14 protein-coding genes and 3 pseudogenes are annotated in these 16,380 nt (G+C 39.9%); 11 read left to right on the top strand and 6 right to left on the bottom strand.

Annotation, left to right across the window (positions count from 1 at the left end; genetic code table 11):
- The first annotated feature begins 16 nt into the window (after positions 1-16).
- The 3 genes and pseudogenes from VL20_RS25770 (at position 17) to VL20_RS33380 (ending at position 2,063) form a co-directional block, all read left to right on the top strand.
- On the top strand, positions 17-421 hold the full coding sequence (locus tag VL20_RS25770; RefSeq protein ID WP_002760353.1) for an NIL domain-containing protein: 405 nt from the start codon (positions 17-19) through the stop codon (positions 419-421).
- A 235-nt stretch (positions 422-656) separates the two neighbouring features.
- On the top strand, positions 657-1,334 hold the full coding sequence (locus tag VL20_RS33375; RefSeq protein WP_284525922.1) for a hypothetical protein: 678 nt from the start codon (positions 657-659) through the stop codon (positions 1,332-1,334).
- A 28-nt stretch (positions 1,335-1,362) separates the two neighbouring features.
- Positions 1,363-2,063: pseudogene (locus VL20_RS33380) on the top strand (isochorismate synthase).
- Positions 2,064-2,246: 183 nt separating this feature from the next.
- On the opposite strand, the gene VL20_RS25780 reads toward VL20_RS33380, so the two are convergent.
- From VL20_RS25780 to larE, 5 genes are all read right to left on the bottom strand, one after another.
- Positions 2,247-3,623, bottom strand: a complete 1,377-nt coding sequence (locus tag VL20_RS25780) for an aldehyde dehydrogenase (protein ID WP_052278244.1) — start codon at positions 3,621-3,623, stop codon at positions 2,247-2,249.
- A 30-nt stretch (positions 3,624-3,653) separates the two neighbouring features.
- Entirely contained in the window at positions 3,654-5,132 is a 1,479-nt protein-coding gene (locus VL20_RS25785; protein WP_052278245.1) for a hypothetical protein, read from the bottom strand.
- 246 nt (positions 5,133-5,378) lie between these two features.
- Complete coding sequence (locus tag VL20_RS25790) at positions 5,379-6,170, bottom strand: TIGR03943 family putative permease subunit (protein ID WP_052278246.1); 792 nt, start codon at positions 6,168-6,170, stop codon at positions 5,379-5,381.
- 24 nt (positions 6,171-6,194) lie between these two features.
- Complete coding sequence (locus VL20_RS25795; protein ID WP_002793150.1) at positions 6,195-7,205, bottom strand: permease; 1,011 nt, start codon at positions 7,203-7,205, stop codon at positions 6,195-6,197.
- 379 nt (positions 7,206-7,584) lie between these two features.
- Complete coding sequence (gene larE, locus VL20_RS25800) at positions 7,585-8,394, bottom strand: ATP-dependent sacrificial sulfur transferase LarE (protein ID WP_052278247.1); 810 nt, start codon at positions 8,392-8,394, stop codon at positions 7,585-7,587.
- Positions 8,395-8,749: 355 nt separating this feature from the next.
- On the opposite strand from larE, the gene VL20_RS25805 reads away from it, so the two are divergent.
- The 4 genes from VL20_RS25805 (at position 8,750) to VL20_RS25815 (ending at position 10,744) form a co-directional block, all read left to right on the top strand.
- Positions 8,750-9,064 (top strand): DUF433 domain-containing protein, encoded by a 315-nt coding sequence (locus VL20_RS25805; RefSeq protein WP_052278248.1) that lies wholly within the window; start codon positions 8,750-8,752, stop codon positions 9,062-9,064.
- A gap of 159 nt (positions 9,065-9,223) precedes the next feature.
- Positions 9,224-10,057, top strand: coding sequence for a transposase (locus VL20_RS33385; protein WP_284525807.1), 834 nt, complete (start codon positions 9,224-9,226; stop codon positions 10,055-10,057).
- The gene (locus tag VL20_RS30670) at positions 10,032-10,244 is read left to right on the top strand and encodes a hypothetical protein (protein ID WP_052275239.1); all 213 of its coding nucleotides are present in this window, start codon (positions 10,032-10,034) and stop codon (positions 10,242-10,244) included. Before VL20_RS33385 ends, VL20_RS30670 begins: the two co-directional genes overlap by 26 nt.
- A 113-nt stretch (positions 10,245-10,357) precedes the next feature.
- Positions 10,358-10,744, top strand: a complete 387-nt coding sequence (locus VL20_RS25815) for a DUF5615 family PIN-like protein (protein ID WP_052278249.1) — start codon at positions 10,358-10,360, stop codon at positions 10,742-10,744.
- A gap of 333 nt (positions 10,745-11,077) precedes the next feature.
- On the opposite strand, the gene VL20_RS30680 is transcribed toward VL20_RS25815, so the two are convergent.
- Positions 11,078-11,275, bottom strand: a complete 198-nt coding sequence (locus VL20_RS30680) for a type II toxin-antitoxin system RelE family toxin (protein ID WP_369800484.1) — start codon at positions 11,273-11,275, stop codon at positions 11,078-11,080.
- A 462-nt stretch (positions 11,276-11,737) separates the two neighbouring features.
- On the opposite strand from VL20_RS30680, the gene VL20_RS25820 reads away from it, so the two are divergent.
- The 4 genes and pseudogenes from VL20_RS25820 (at position 11,738) to VL20_RS30690 (ending at position 16,184) form a co-directional block, all read left to right on the top strand.
- On the top strand, positions 11,738-12,892 hold the full coding sequence (locus VL20_RS25820) for an ISL3 family transposase (protein WP_052275346.1): 1,155 nt from the start codon (positions 11,738-11,740) through the stop codon (positions 12,890-12,892).
- A gap of 24 nt (positions 12,893-12,916) precedes the next feature.
- Positions 12,917-14,365: pseudogene (locus VL20_RS25825) on the top strand (IS5 family transposase); the annotation flags it as partial.
- A 191-nt stretch (positions 14,366-14,556) separates the two neighbouring features.
- Positions 14,557-15,096, top strand: a complete 540-nt coding sequence (locus VL20_RS33390) for a hypothetical protein (protein ID WP_284525923.1) — start codon at positions 14,557-14,559, stop codon at positions 15,094-15,096.
- A gap of 45 nt (positions 15,097-15,141) precedes the next feature.
- Positions 15,142-16,184: pseudogene (locus VL20_RS30690) on the top strand (IS630 family transposase).
- The last annotated feature ends 196 nt before the right edge of the window (positions 16,185-16,380 follow it).

Here is a 16,380-nt window from a genome sequence, read left to right on the forward strand (position 1 = left end):
TGATCGGAAAGGCTGCATGAAAAAACGCGTTACTCTCACTTTTCCCAAAAAAGCCGTCCATATGCCCGTTACCTATCGACTGGCGAAGGATTTTAACATCGCCGCTAATATTATCCGCGCCCAAGTTGCCCCCAATCAAGTGGGAACATTAGTATTAGAATTATCGGGAGATATCGATGAGTTAGAAGCGGCGATCGAATGGTTACAATTACAAAATATTGGCGTTTCCCAAGTTAGTCGCGAAATCGTCATTGATGAAGAAAAATGCGTCGATTGTGGCTTATGTACGGGAGTTTGTCCCACGGAAGCTTTAACCCTTGATCCCGAAAGTTTTCGTCTTAAGTTTTTGCGTTCCCGTTGTGTGGTTTGTGAACAATGTATCCCCACTTGTCCCGTGGTGGCAATTTCCACAAACTTGTAAAGTAGAAATTATTAAATTAATTTTTTTGCCCATTTAAATAATAGCCATCTCTGGAGATTTTAAGCCTTCATTTGTCTCCAACCCGGTTAATCGTCACAAATATCCCCTTCCCTTTCTGCCTAAAGACCCTTTCTCCGATACCATAGTTAAAAAGAGATTGCTGACTCTGGCCACATCTGTGGGGATTACATACCATTAATCATGGTTTTTTTGCAAAAAATACAAAAAACTTGACATGACTTCTGCCGTTCCTCGCCTTTCCTATCTTGATAGTCCGATTGCTGATCTTCGCAGCCTCTATAACTTTATCCTCAACCCGCAACTGTTAGCCGCAGAAAAGGGAAATCGGTCGATCGTCAGTTTTTGTCAAAAAATTTCCCCCCTTGATCCCCTAGAAATTCTCTCTCGGATTGCTTCTAGCTATCCCACCCATTATTATTGGGAAAATCCCGAACGAGAAACCGCTTTTCTCGGCTACGGCATCGCCTTTGCTGCCACTTTCCACGGCAAACAACGTTTTTTAAAAGCTCAAAAATTTATTGAAAACTGTCAACAAAGAATTATCAAAATTGATAACTATAGCGAGATTACTCCCCGCATCTTTTGCAGTTTCACTTTTTTCGACTCGGAAACAGCCACCCCCTTTCCCTCAGCTAACCTAACCCTGCCTAAGTTTCAAATTATCAAAAAACAGTCGGAATATTTTTTCCTTACCAATCTCTTAATCACCGGCGAAAAAGAAATAGAAAAATCCCTCGAAGAAACTATTAATAACCTCAAAATTATCCAAAATAACTCGAGCAATTGCCGACAAAATCCCCGTCAGGATCCCTGTAGTTATTATATTCATCCTACTATAATTTTCAAGCGGCTGTTGCCGATGCCCTCCAATCTATCCATGCTCAAAATTTAGCAAAATTGTCCTCGCTCACGCTCTTGACGTGATTTCTCCCCGTCCTTTTCATCTGGTAAACTGTCTCGATAATTTGCGTCAGCGTCATCCTGATTGCTACACTTTTTCCCTCGGCAATGGACGGGGAGATCATTTTATCGGCGCTAGTCCCGAACGCTTGTTAACTGTCCATCAGGGGCAATTAATCACCGATGCTTTAGCGGGATCCGCCCCCGGGGAGAAAATGCGATCGAAGATGCTCTCTTTGCCAATAAACTCCTCGCTAGTGAAAAAGAACAACGGGAACATCGGGCTGTTAGTGACTTTATTAACCAAAAATTGCGACAAATTGGCTTAAATCCGCAAAATTCTCCCTCTAGATTGTTAAAACTCTCCAATATTCAACATCTCTGGACTCCTATTCATGCCAAACTAAAACCCTCCATCCATCCCCTCGAAATTCTTGCTCAACTACACCCCACTCCTGCTGTTGCTGGGGTTCCCACCGAGATCGCTTTAGCACAAATTCGTCATTATGAAACCTTCGATCGCTCTCTTTATGCCGCTCCTTTGGGTTGGATCGATTGTCAAAATAATAGTGAGTTTATTGTTGGTATTCGTTCGGCCTTAATTAAAGGCGATCGAGCGCGATTATACGCCGGTGCGGGTATTGTTGCCGGTTCCGATCCGGAAAAAGAACTAGCAGAAATTCAGCTGAAATTTCAAGCTCTCTTAAAAGCTTTAACTTAAACTGTAAGTAAGTAGTTATAATTAAATTGAAGATAGATTTTGCCTTTGATCCCCCTGCCCCCCTTAATAAGGGGGGTGCCGATCCCCCCTGCCCCCCTTGATAAGGGGGGTGCCGATAGGCGGGGGGATCCCCCTTAATAAGGGGGGTATCTGACAGTTTTTAACACCTACCTACTTAGCTTTTTAGCGAACTAATAACTTAAATAAGCCTAACTTCCCCTTAAAAGGCGGATATTTTAAAGCGGGATTGAACCAAAGAGGTGTTTTCATAATCGCTTTTTGGTGACTAAAATTCTCAAAGGAAAAACGACCATGGTAGCTACCGATACCGCTATTTCCCCGACCACCAAAGGGTAAACTAGGATTAGTAAAATGAAAACTATTGTTGTTAATACAACCTCCCCCAAACTGGACAGATTCTAACCATTTCTTTTCGGTTTTTGCCTTAGTAGTAAACAGATAAAAAGCTAGAGGGTTAGGGTTTTTAGCAATAATTGCTAAAGCTTCCTCAAAAGTGCTAAAGGCAATGATCGGTAAAATTGGACCGAATATTTCCCCTTGCATAATAGGAGCATCGAGGGAAACATTAGTTAATAAAGTTGGTTGAATATATAAATTTTCTCGATCGGTTTTGCCGCCAAAAACAATCTCACCATCTTGGAGAAAGTCAATCAGGCGATCAAATTGTTTCTCATTAATTATCTTACCATAATCAGCACTTAATCTGGCATCTTCACCGAAAAAATTAACAATAGTGTTTGCTAATTCTCTGATCAAATTCTCCTGCTGGGATTGATGTACTAAAACATAATCAGCTGCGATACACATTTGACCACAATTAGAGAATTTTGTCACGGCAATGCGACGGGTTGCCACGGAAATATTAGCATCAGCTTCGATAACACAGGGACTTTTTCCCCCTAATTCTAGAGTAACAGGAATTAACTTTGCTGCCGCTAGTTGATAAATAATTTTTCCTACCCTTGTACTGCCAGTAAAAAATATATGATCAAAGGTAAAACTGTCTAACATATTCGGAATTACTTCCGCACCATCTCCGGGTACAATTAACACATATTCTTCGGGGAATATTTCCTGAATTATTTTAACTACTAATTTTTCCGTCGCTGAGGCAAATTCACTCGGTTTTAATACCGCACAGTTACCAGCAGCAATAGCGCCAACTAAAGGCACTAATAACAATTGGAGGGGATAATTCCAAGCACCAATAATTAAAACCACTCCTAAAGGTTCCCGAATAATTTGACTGGAGGAAGGAAAATTTAAGAGATTAGTTTTAACAGTTTTGGGTTGCATCCATGAGCGCAAATTTTTTAAAGCGTTATTAATTTCCCCCAAAAGGAACCCATTTTCAGTAATCCAACAATCTTCGGGACTTTTCTTTAAATCCCTATATAAAGCTTGATATATCTCTCCTTCATATTTAATAATTGCCTGTTTTAAATTCTCTAACTGCTGACGACGGAATTGATAGGAACGAGTGGCACCACTAACAAAATACTGACGCAATTTGGCTAATTTTTCTGAGTTTGACAGCATCGAAATAATTCCCAAGTTAATAATGAAATTCTACGGCATCCACTGGGGACGAATTCCCGCTAGAGGCAATTCAATTAAATCAGATTTACTTGCTTTCACTCCATCTTGTAGGGGAGGAATTAACATCCACAAACGACCACCGATAATTGTTTCTCCTGAATCGGTAGTCAGGGGATTAGTCGGATTAGTATCATAACTGGTGCGAAGTTGATCAAAAATAATCGCTAAACTATCGGGAGATAAACTAATGTGAATATCACGATAATCGGCTAATTCCAGTAGGGGAGTTACTTGACCAGTCTTCACATCTATTTTAGCAAAATAGGGTTTTTCTTTGTACTCTTGACTGTTAGTAACTAACTCAGTTAACAAACAATATAAATCACTACCAGTGGCATTAAATTGACAATCTATAATCGAACCTTGTAGATTGAGTAAGCGTTTTTGTAATCCTTGATTATTGACATAAAAAAGCGATCGAATATAACGCATTTTAGCATTATCAGTATTAAAATTCACCATTGCCGCAGCCGTACCATCAGCAGAAAAATTCAAAATTCGCCCAAATTTTGGTAAAAAATCTAGGGGTTTTGTTTCAGTTTTTAAAGGCAAAAGGGCGATTCCTTCCCCCTGGGTGACAGCCAAAGTTTTACTATCAGGTGCGATCAAAAATTCTCCGCCTTGGATGTTTAATTGTTGGGGTTTTTCCCCCGATTTAACTGCCCATAAATCGAAGTTAATCGGATTGCGGCGCTCAATTCTCTGCACGACAATAGTTTCCCCATCTTTAGCTAAATCAAAGTGATTATTTTGATAATCTTTATTGTCTAGCACTAACTCAATTTTTAGAGGCGATTGACTGCTATCAACTTGGTAAAGCTGCAGTTCACGAATTCCCTCTATCCCCCGATTTTTCGCCACGGCCGAAAAGAGGATTTTTTTACCATCAGGATAGAATTCAAAAGCCATAACGGTCAAATTTGCGGGGGTTAAGAGGGTTTTCTTCTCCTCGGTCAAGTTATAAAAAATTAATCTTCCCTGTTCTTCCCCATTAGTGCCAATATAGGCAAAAGCACGATTGCGACTTTTAAATTCTCTTTCAAAAATTGCCAGGGTTTGTCCTAATCGATTACCGCTGCGAAATTGTTCCCGCGCACCTTCAATTTGCAGATGATATTTTTCTCCGTAGGGAATGGGAGAAGTGAGGGTATAAGCTAATCGTCTTCCGGCCCAACTAAACTTCCCCGGCAGCGGAGGATCGATAACTAGATTTTTTTCTACACTAGCATGATCCATGGGGCGATCAAAAGTGATAATAAATGCTTGATCTTCCGCGCCAATTTCTCGATTTTCCCAGCTAAATTCCTTGACCCTTAGACCTGTTTGTAAAAGACATTGATTACCACAGCTATTACCCAACCAAATTAAGCCGCCAATTACTAAGGTTAGGGATACAATTAATGTTATCGCTAATTTATCAATCGGTTGTAGTTGTAAGGTTTTCAGCATTATAGTAGATGGTTAGTAACAACAACTGCTCACTGCTCACTGATAAGTAGGGAGGCACAATTATTTGTAGGATGGGTTAGCGGTAGCGTAACATGATTGGGCGTTGGGTTTCATGCTTCAACCCAACCTACGTTCATCTTATATTTAATTCCACCCACCTACTTAACTGCTCACTGCTCACTGATAACTGCTCACTGATAACTGATAACTGATAACTGATAACTGATAACTGCTCACTGATAACTGTTAATATCCGTAGGGATCAACGGGAGTGGGTATAGGTTTCACGGATTTAGCCTTAATTACTAATTGTCTTCTGCTGGTGGATTTTCCCACCTCTACCGGTAAAGATTCCGTGGCCATTTCTCCAGTGATTTCTAACCAAGTATCATTGGGATATTGACCGCGACTTCCTGATAGTTTCACCGGTAAACCGACGGGATAAGCATCTACGGCACAACAGGTAAGAATAAAGCGACTAATTAATAAATAATTATCGGGTAATTGGGGCAATTGCACCACAAAACCTGTGACTTTTACCGGTTGTCCTGTGTAAGCATCAGGTTCGGGGTAAGCATTCAAAGTTCTTACCCATTCAATTAAACTTTTTTCCTCCGGTTTAACGGTAGTACCAAAGGATTGAGTTTGCACGCGAGTTAGGGGTAAAGATTCACTAATTCCCCTCTGTAATGCGATTTGACTGCTGAGGGGCTGCGGGGCGATAAATAGGCCTAAAAGGGCAGTTATTACTAATAAACCTGAGCCAAAATGTTGGGGAAGAATGGTAATATGCGATCGATTATCGTTACTATCTAAATTAATCTTTTTTTGCCACTGTTTTAATAATGTCCAAAGCTTGACTAATCCTAGGGCAAATAAAGCAATACTGGTGATGAGAACCAGGATAAAATAATTAGGATGGATCAGTAAATTTAATTGTCCAGTTATCCAGTATTTAAATAGTAACGAACCCCAACCGATTAGGGCAATAATATCGATAAATTGGGGGGCGATTATTTTTAGACGTGATGAATTCATGGGAAAAACTATCTAGGAACTGACCTAGAATAAATAACTGTGAGCCAAGGTGAGTAAAAAAGTCATTTGCGCTGCTAAAGCAAAGAGATAAATTAACATTCTTGGTTTAAAAATAGACAACATTAAACCAATCCCTTTCAGGTCAATCATTGGACCAAACACTAGAAAAGCCAGCAGGGAACTACTGGTAAAACTAGAGGCAAAGGAGAGAGCAAAAAAAGAATCAACTGTGGAACAAATCGAAACAATGACCGCTAACAGCATCATGGCCAAGATCGAAGTAATCGGATCCTGACCCAAATTAAGAACAAATTCCCGGGGAACAAACACCTGTAAACCCGCCGCTATAGCACTTCCTAAGATTAACACTCCTCCTAATTCGCGTAATTCCATCACCACGTTTTCCAGAAAAGTTAACCAGCGCCTTTTCATCGGGATTGCTTGCACTGCCGGTAGGACAGCAGTAGCGGCAAAACTTTCATCTAAGCGCAAAGTTTGCCCGGAATTACCGATCAGAAAAGAACCGGATTGTAGTAGTAGTGGGATAGATTCTTTTTCCGGTGTTTGCGGTTGCCAATTGAGACTTTTTGCCAAAGAGGTTTGTAGGAGCGGTCGGGGATCTTTTTGGATACTAAAGATAATACCGATAACCGTAGCGATGAACAAAGAAAAGATAACTCGATAGAAAACAATTTCCGGTTGATCGCGAAAAGCTACCCAAGTGGACCAGATAACAATCGGGTTAATTGTCGGCGCTGCTAAGAGAAAACTAACCGCTACTGCATTCGGCATTCCTTGCACAAGTAAACGTCGCGCCACCGGCACATTGCCACACTCGCAGACGGGAAACAAAAAACCAATACATCCCCCCACAAATGCTCCTAAAACAGCATTTCGAGGCATCAGAGCAACTAGGCGACGTTCATCGACAAATATTAAAAGAATACTAGAGAGAATCACCCCTAGCAGTAAGAAAGGCATCGCTTCCACCAACAGGCTCAGGAATAGCGTAAAGGCATTTTGTAGTTGACTCATCTATCCTCGCCTTGGCAATTAGAGGTTTAAGGGTAAAGACTTAGGGACCCTAGAAAAAGGTTCATCTATCAGTTATCAGTGACCAGTTATCAGTTATCAGTTATCAGTGACCAGTTATCCGTTATCAGTGACCAGTTATCAGTTATCAGTTATCAGTGACCAGTTATCCGTTACCAGTTATCCGTTACAGCCTTTCTCGTCAAGATGAAGTATAACCCAATTTGGTATTGACGACCAACTCCCCAAAACGAAAACTTCGTACCTCACCATTAAGATAACTGTTAGAGCAGAACGTAGGTTGGGTTGAAGCATGAAACCCAACGCTGTTAGAGCAGATTTGAGTTTTCAGTCCACTGATTACTGTTTACTGATCACTGAACTAGAGGACTCGATTAAGTTTGCCGCTTTGATAACCTTCTAGATCGAGGGTGACATAGATAAAGCCTAATTTTTGCAGATCAGCGACTAATTCGCTTAAATTTGTCCGATTAATAAAGTCGGGAATTGCTGCTGCCGGTAATTCAATCCGTGCCGTATCGCCGCTCGATCGCACCCGTAATTGACGATAACCTAATTTTCGCAGATAAATCTCCGCCCGTCCGACTCTTTGCAATTTCTCCAGGCTAATTTCCTCCCCGTAGGGAAAACGGGAACTTAAACAGGGTTGCGCCGGTTTATCCCACCAAGGTAAATTTAAGTAACGAGATAGTTGACGAACTTCGCTTTTTGTGATAGCAATTTCCGCCAAAGGTGAACGAGCGCCGCGCTCCCTAGCGGCTTGAATTCCGGGACGATAATCCCTTAAATCATCAGCATTAACGCCATCGATGACGTAGGAATAACCACGAGCGAGAGCAAGGGGTTTAAGGGTGTCGTGTAGCTCACTTTTGCAGAAATAACAGCGATTAACGGGATTACTGGTGTAATTGGGGTTATTCATTTCCTCGGTTTCCACCAATTCATGCCGAATACCGATATAATCGGCCTGAGCGATCGCTTCTTCTAATTCTTCCGGCAGTAGGGAAGGGGAAACCGCCGTAATTGCCAATGCTTGACTCCCTAGCAGATCATAGGCCACTTTGGCCACTAGGGTACTGTCCACGCCCCCAGAATAGGCAATCAGAGCTTTTTCGCTGGTTTTTAAGAGGTTTTGTAATTGTCCGAGTTTATCAAGTAATTGACTGTCCATGGCGGCGATTTTGGCAACTGGTTTAGGGAGACCGTTTTTTATATTGGGTATAGACAAGTAAGTAGGTGGGTGGAATTAAATATAAGATGAACGTAGGTTGGGTTGAAGCATGAAACCCAACGCCCGATTATGTTACGCTACCGCTAACCCATCCTACAAATAATTTTGCCTCCCTACTTAGCTTAAGCCACTTGTCCCAAGAATTTGCGGCAATGAGGTAAGTAGTCGTGCAAAATAAATTTCCTAGTCAAGATAGGCACTCATGCAAGGGGCAAGAGGTGGTTAGATATGTGTAATTAATTTTGCCTAGGTACTTAGTATAATTATAAATGTCTTTTAGCTTAACCCTCTCTACATGACAACAAATCTCACAGACTATAAACATATTGCAATTGATCATCGGGGAGTACCAATAATTGCGGGTTCTACCCTGAAAGTGATTGATCTAGTTATGGCACAAATAGCCTACGGTTGGACTCCAGCAGAAATTCACATTAACCATCGTGATTTAAGTATGAGTCAAATTCACTCAGCATTAGCTTACTATTGGGAACATAGAGATGAATTAGATCAAGCTATCCAAGCTGATTTAGAATTTGCCCAAAAAATGCGAGAAAAAGCTGGAGATTCTCCCTTTGTTAACCGACTTAAAGCACAGGCAATAAAGTAGTGAATCTCAAACTTTATATGGATGAAAATGTACACGGCGCAATTACTACAGGGTTGCGTCCTGACTGACGGACACAAGTGGGTCAAAACCTGACAAGACAAGGGTTGCCAAAAAGAAAAATATCTGGGTAGATAGGGAAAAAGCAAGAATCCCTACAAGATGAAAACCGAGAACAGAATCTTCTCCCAAGTTTATTCCTATCTAGAACAAGGAAGCCGATTTGTGGATAAAAGACATTTAACCGTCCTCAGTTGGATGGTGACAGCCCTACTCAGTAGTCAAAGTCTCAATCAAGCCAGATGGGAACCCTTTGTACAAAGCAGAGCCGAACAAGCCAATAGTTATCAGAGACGGTGGAATCGCTTTTGCCAGAATGGAAGAGTAGCGGTGGAAAAGATATACATCCCCTTAATATTGAAAGCCATCGAGACTTGGAAGGAGAAGGGGGAAAGACTGTATCTAGCAATAGATACCACTCTGTTGTGGAATCAATACTGCTTTGTCTATCTAGCGGTGGTCTGCGGGGGGAGAGCCGTCCCCTTGATGTGGATGGGATTAGAACATGGTAGTGCCAGCCTAGCTTTTGAGAAATACGAACCCTTGTTGGACAGAGCCAAAGGCTATCTTCAGGGCTTTGAGAATGTCATGCTGTTAGCCGACCGAGGCTTTGCCAATCAGCAATTAATTCAATGGCTCAGGAAAAATACTTGGCATTGGTGTCTTCGCTTACCTTGCGATACCCTCATTTACGGTGTTCGCCGTCGGGGTTTTGGCTATGAGGTCAGAGAACTCTATCCTCCCAAACGGCAAGCCTGCTTTGATCGCAACGTTCAAGTCTGGCAGGAGGCTAGAATCACTGCTCATCTTGCTTTAGCCTCTGTTCCAGGGGTTAAGGATAATTGGGCAATTCTGAGCGATGAACCTCCTACCCTTGACACCTTCTGGCAGTATGGTCTTCGTTTTCCCATTGAACATCTCTTTCAAGGGCAGTAAATCGGGCGTTTTTGACTGGGAACATTCTCGTGTTCGCTCTGCTGCTTGTTTAGAACGTCTCTATCTCATTGTTGCCATTTCTATTCTCTTTGCTACTTTAACTGGCATGGCGGTTCAACAATCTGGCTCTCGCCGTCAGGTTGATGCTCATTTTCGGCGTGGTTTGAGTTATTTGAAAATTGGTTGACGTTGGCTGGCGGGAGTTGTTCATAAGGCGCGTCCCTTCTTGCGACTTGACCACTTATTTTCTGTTGACCCTTTTCCCTGTTGGCTCTTCTCGCAAAGCTCGTCAGGATTATTATGGCAAAATTACCTTTTCTTTTATTCAGGAGTTTGAGGCTTTCACATAACAGTACTTGTCTTTGTATTGAAAAATGTGTCCGTCAGTCAGGGTTGCGTCTGCGAGGTGTTGATGTCTTGACAGTTCAAGAAGATGGCTATTCTGGTATTGCTGATCCCATTATTTTGGATCGAGCAACCACAATAGAAAGAGTGATTTTTACCCAAGATAGCGATTTTTTAATAGAAGCTAGTCGTCGTCAAACAGAAGGAATTGAATTTATAGGGGTTGTTTACGGTCATCAATTAATGGTATCTATTGGGGACTGTATTAGAGATTTAGAATTAATTGCCAAACTGGGAAAAAGTGAAGAATTTATCAATATAATACAATATTTACCCCTTTAATTTTTGTTGATGATAAAATTTAGTTTAATTCAAATGACCCCCCTTCCCAATTCTAAGGATAGGCGGTTAAAATGCGTCTTAGCTTATTGCTGATCCCATTATTTTAGTAAGTATTTAGGGTTTGCGACAAAAAGTACGGGCGAAGCATTCGGATAGAAAATCTCTGGTTTCACCGATAGGTTATTGCCCGAATGCTTCGCCCCTACAGGACGCGGGCCGATGAAGACGCAAGGTTTTGAACCACGATTCTCTCAAAATCTTGCACCTGTTTCGCGAGAAAAGCCACAAAACCCTTACCTTGCCTACATTTCACATTTATTCAGCAAGCCCTATTTAGTCATAAACTTCACTTCTATGACCTACTCTAATAATAATAATTATCCTACTCTCTCGATCAAATTCATAAATAACCCGATAATCTCCTACTCTTAATTTATAAAACCCTGACCATTCTCTCGTAAGAGGTAGGGGGGTTATCTGTTCAAAGTTGATGGCTAACCATTCAATTTTATTAAAAATCCTCAGTCTGATAAGTAGTCATGCAAAATTAATTACCTGCCCGATCGAGCTAAAACCCTTACGGGGCAATGATCGTCATGTGTAAATAATTTTGCCTAGGTACTTAAGTAGGTAGGTATTAAAAACTTTCAGATCCCCCCGCCTATCGGCACCCCCCTTATCAAGGGGGGCAGGGGGGATCGAACCTAAAATCCATTTTTAATTTAATTAGGGTTTGCTGAATAACTGTGAAATACTTATGATATAAGGATTACAGCCATATTAAATTCCCAAAAAGTCAAGAAAAAGGGACAGAAAACGGCTAAAATTGCTAAAATACCCTTGCACTTATCCGACAAGAACATATGTACCGAAAAACGAACGAGTCTTCAATTGCCCCAGAAAACTTTGAGTTGCCTTTTGAGGGAAAATTATCGGCTCTTCTAGGTTCTGTGTGAGCATGGTATAATAGTAACACAGAACAGGAGGTGGGTTATGTGGATAAATTTTGATCAACTCCTCGATTTACCAAATGCAACAGTGGTCAATTATCAAAAAATTGCTCAGACAATTTTCCTAAAGCTTGCTCTTTTAAATGAAACAATTGAATGTCCGAATTGCCATCAAACCTTAGACAGAATCAATCAGACAGAGTATAATCTAGTCAGAGACTTGTCAATATTAGGTAATCCAGTATATTTAGAAGTACCACGCCGTCAGTTTCATTGTCAAAAGTGCCAAAAGTATATCAGCGAAAGACTGAGTTTTATGAGATTAAGACAGCATCATACAATTCGCTATGAATCGATGATTTATGAGAGAGTAAAAAATTGTAGCATCGAAGAAATAAGTCGAGAAGAAGGGTTAGGATGGTCAGAAGTTGAGTTAATATTTAATCACTGTGCTAAAGAACTAGAAAAGGAAGAGTGGGAAGCACCAGAACGAATAAGCTTAGATGAATTTAGTAACTTAAAAGGACATAAAGATTTCATCACAACGGTCGTAGATATGGACAAGAAAATTTTACTAGATGTGATTAAAGGACATAAGCAAGAAGAATTAATGGAAGCCTTAAAAGCACAGCCAGACGCAGTTCGGGAGAAAGTGAAAGAAGTGAGCGTCGATATGTGGTCAGGATTTACAGCAGTGATCAAGGAATTATTTCCCAATGCTAAAATCATCTATGACCGTTTTCATGTAATGGCTATCATCAATGACGAGCTTAATAAATTGAGAAAGTTAATGGGGGTGCATGAAAAAGGATTACCTCATTTATTATGGAAGAATAAAGAGGACTTAAAGGACGAGCAAAAACAACAACTAGAAGTTATTCTGAAAGAACATCCATGCTTAGGAATAGCCTGGGAAATGAAAGAAGAAATTAGACAAATTTATCAAAGTAGTAGAACGTTCAGAGGTGCTGAGAGAAAATTGGAAAAATGGATAAGAATAGGCGGGATATTATATGAAAGTAGTGCCAGGATGATCCAGAAGCATTTGCCAGGTATTTGTAATTACTTTGAAAATCAGACAACCAACGGATTAATTGAGGGAATGAATACCAAAATAAAGCTTATTAAAAGAATGAGTTATGGATTTACCAATTTTGAACATCTTCGACTTAAGCTGTTTGCTTGCTTTAATTCATAACAAAAATTAACACACGAAAACCAGAAGAGCCAATTATCAGCAGATAATCGCTGGATAATAATGGCAGAGTTAATTCCCTGGGAAGAATTTGAAGAAGAATATGCCCAAAATTTTGACGAAGAAATGGGTGCGCCAGCCAAACCATTTAGGATGGCATTAGGAGCATTAATTATTAAGGAAAAATTAAAAACAAGCGACAGGGAAACCATAGAGCAAATCAAGGAAAACCCCTATTTACAGTATTTTCTAGGGATGTCAGCCTATAGTAATGAAGCTCTATTTGATGCGACAATGTTCGTTAATTTTCGTAAAAGAATCAGTAAGAATTTAATCAATAAAATTAATAAAAGAATGGTGATGAGAGAGAGAAAAAAGAAGGAAATTGAAGAAAAAAGTGAAAGAAAAGAAGAAGAAAAAGAGAGTCAAATAAAAAATAAAGGAAAATTAATATTAGATGCAAGTTGCGCACCTGCTGATCTAAGTTATCCCCAGGATTTAGGGATATTAAATCAAGCAAGAAAGAAAACAGAAAACATTCTAGATTGTCTCTATCAAAGTTTGAGAATCAAGCTGAAGAAAAAGCCAAGAACTTATAGAAAAAGAGCGAGAAAAGATTATTTAAAAGTAGCCAAAAAACGTCGTTGTTCTCAAAAAGAAAGACGAGAAGCTATCAAGAAGCAACTGCAATATATCAAAAGAAATCTATCTCAAATAGAGAAATTAATCGAGGGGGGATCAGAGTTAAGTAGTCTCAGCAAAAGAAACTACAAAATGTTGTTAGTGGTGACAGAAGTTTATCGTCAACAATTGTGGATGTGGGAAAATAAATCATCGAGAATTGATGATAGAATTGTGAGTATAACCCAACCACACATCCGCCCTATCGTTAGAGGAAAAGCAGGAAAACCAGTTGAATTTGGAGCAAAAATCTCAGTAAGCTGTTTTGAGAGTTATGTATTTTTAGACCATTTAAGTTGGGATAATTTTAATGAATCTGGGGACTTACAAGCGCAAGTAGAAGAGTATAAAGAATTCACAGGATATTATCCAGAATCAGTTCATGTTGATAAAATTTATCGAACTAGAAAAAATCTAGCTTGGTGTAAAGAAAGAGGAATTAGAATCAGTGGAGTTCCTCTAGGAAGACCACCTAAAAATATTAGTAAAGAAACTAAAAAACAAGCTCTTGAGGATGAAGGAATTCGGAATGCAATTGAAGGTAAATTTGGTCAAGCAAAAAGAAGATATAGTCTTGATTGTATCATGACAAAACTTGATAAAACTTCAGAAACTTCCATTGCCATTACTTTTTTAGTCATCAATCTTTCTAACCTGCTTAGACAGGTTAACTGTCTTTTTTTGTCCCTATTTCTTTATACATCTAAATTTAGCTTTATTCATCCCTCTTTGATTAGAAAAGATGATAAAAAAGCTGATTTCTCAACAGAAAAACTTATCTTAAATTCGGGCTGATTTTTGAGAGTTTTTGTTTTTTACTTTTTCAGCAAACCCTAATTATAACCAGCTACTTAAAATCTGTGATCAAATCTAAATCAGTTATCGACCTGACTGACGGACACAAGTGGGTCAAAACCTGACAAGACAAGGGTTGCCAAAAAGAAAAATATCTGGGTAGATAGGGAAAAAGCAAGAATCCCTACAAGATGAAAACCGAGAACAGAATCTTCTCCCAAGTTTATTCCTATCTAGAACAAGGAAGCCGATTTGTGGATAAAAGACATTTAACCGTCCTCAGTTGGATGGTGACAGCCCTACTCAGTAGTCAAAGTCTCAATCAAGCCAGATGGGAACCCTTTGTACAAAGCAGAGCCGAACAAGCCAATAGTTATCAGAGACGGTGGAATCGCTTTTGCCAGAATGGAAGAGTAGCGGTGGAAAAGATATACATCCCCTTAATATTGAAAGCCATCGAGACTTGGAAGGAGAAGGGGGAAAGACTGTATCTAGCAATAGATACCACTCTGTTGTGGAATCAATACTGCTTTGTCTATCTAGCGGTGGTCTGCGGGGGGAGAGCCGTCCCCTTGATGTGGATGGGATTAGAACATGGTAGTGCCAGCCTAGCTTTTGAGAAATACGAACCCTTGTTGGACAGAGCCAAAGGCTATCTTCAGGGCTTTGAGAATGTCATGCTGTTATACTTTGCACGGCTACAACTTGCATTTTTTACTCAAGGACAATAATATAGTTTAAGAGTCATAATTAGAAGCAAAGCACTCATTAAAAACATGATTAACCTAGAATTCACGGAAGAAGAAAAGAACTCACTGTATTATGAAAGATTTCATCATCCCCATCCCCGGGTTCAACTGAAGATGGAAGTTCTCTGGTTAAAAAGCCAAAAGATACCGCACCAAAAAATTTGTCAGTTAGCAGGAATCTCGCCAAATACCTTATTAACCTATCTTCGCGATTATCAAGAAGGCGGAATAGAAAAATTAAAAGAAATCAACTTCTATCGCCCTAAAAGTGAATTAGAGTTTCAAAAAGAAACCCTCAAAAATACTTCGAGAAAAATCCAGCAGCCACAATAAATGAAGCTGTATATAGGATAGAAGAATTGACGGGAATAAAACGAAGTCCTACCCAAGTGAGAAAATTTTTAAAATCAATGGGAATGAAATGTTTAAAAGTAGGTTCTCTTCCTTCTAAAGCTGACCCAGATGAACAAGAGGACTACAAAGAAAAAAAGCTAGAACCCAGACTAAATGAGGCAAAAGAAGGAAAAAGGGCTGTTTTTTTTGTTGATGCCGCTCACTTCGTCATGGGAGCATTTCTCGGTTTTGTTTGGTGTTTTGAGAGACTTTTTGTTAAGTCACCGAGCGGGCGTAAACGCTTCAATGTTTTAGGAGCATTAAATGCAATAACTCATGAAGTTATTCTGGTAACATATGAAACTTATATTACGGCAACTCAAGTCTGTGAACTCCGGTCAAAAATAGCTGCTTTAGGACTAATGATTCCCATCACTCTAGTCTTAGATAATGCCCGCTATCAAAAATGTAAAATTGTTGAAGAATTGGCTCTTTCTTTGTCAATAGAGCTGCTCTATCTGCCGTCTTATTCACCTAATCTAAATTTAATTGAAAGGCTGTGGAAATTGGTCAAAAAGAAATGTTTATATGGTAAATATTATGAGAACTTTTCTGACTTTTCTTCAGCTATTTATGAATGTCTGAATGATGCCCATCTGAAACATAAAAAAGAACTGGATTCCTTGCTGACTCTACGATTTCAGAAGTTTAATAAATCTCAGATTATGAACGTCTAAAGTATAGCCGACCGAGGCTTTGCCAATCAGCAATTAATTCAATGGCTCAGGAAAAATACTTGGCATTGGTGTCTTCGCTTACCTTGCGATACCCTCATTTACGGTGTTCGCCGTCGGGGTTTTGGCTATGAGGTCAGAGAACTCTATCCTCCCAAACGGCAAGCCTGCTTTGATCGCAACGTTCAAGTCTGGCAGG

The organism is Microcystis panniformis FACHB-1757 (assembly GCF_001264245.1).
Classification (GTDB): domain Bacteria; phylum Cyanobacteriota; class Cyanobacteriia; order Cyanobacteriales; family Microcystaceae; genus Microcystis; species Microcystis panniformis.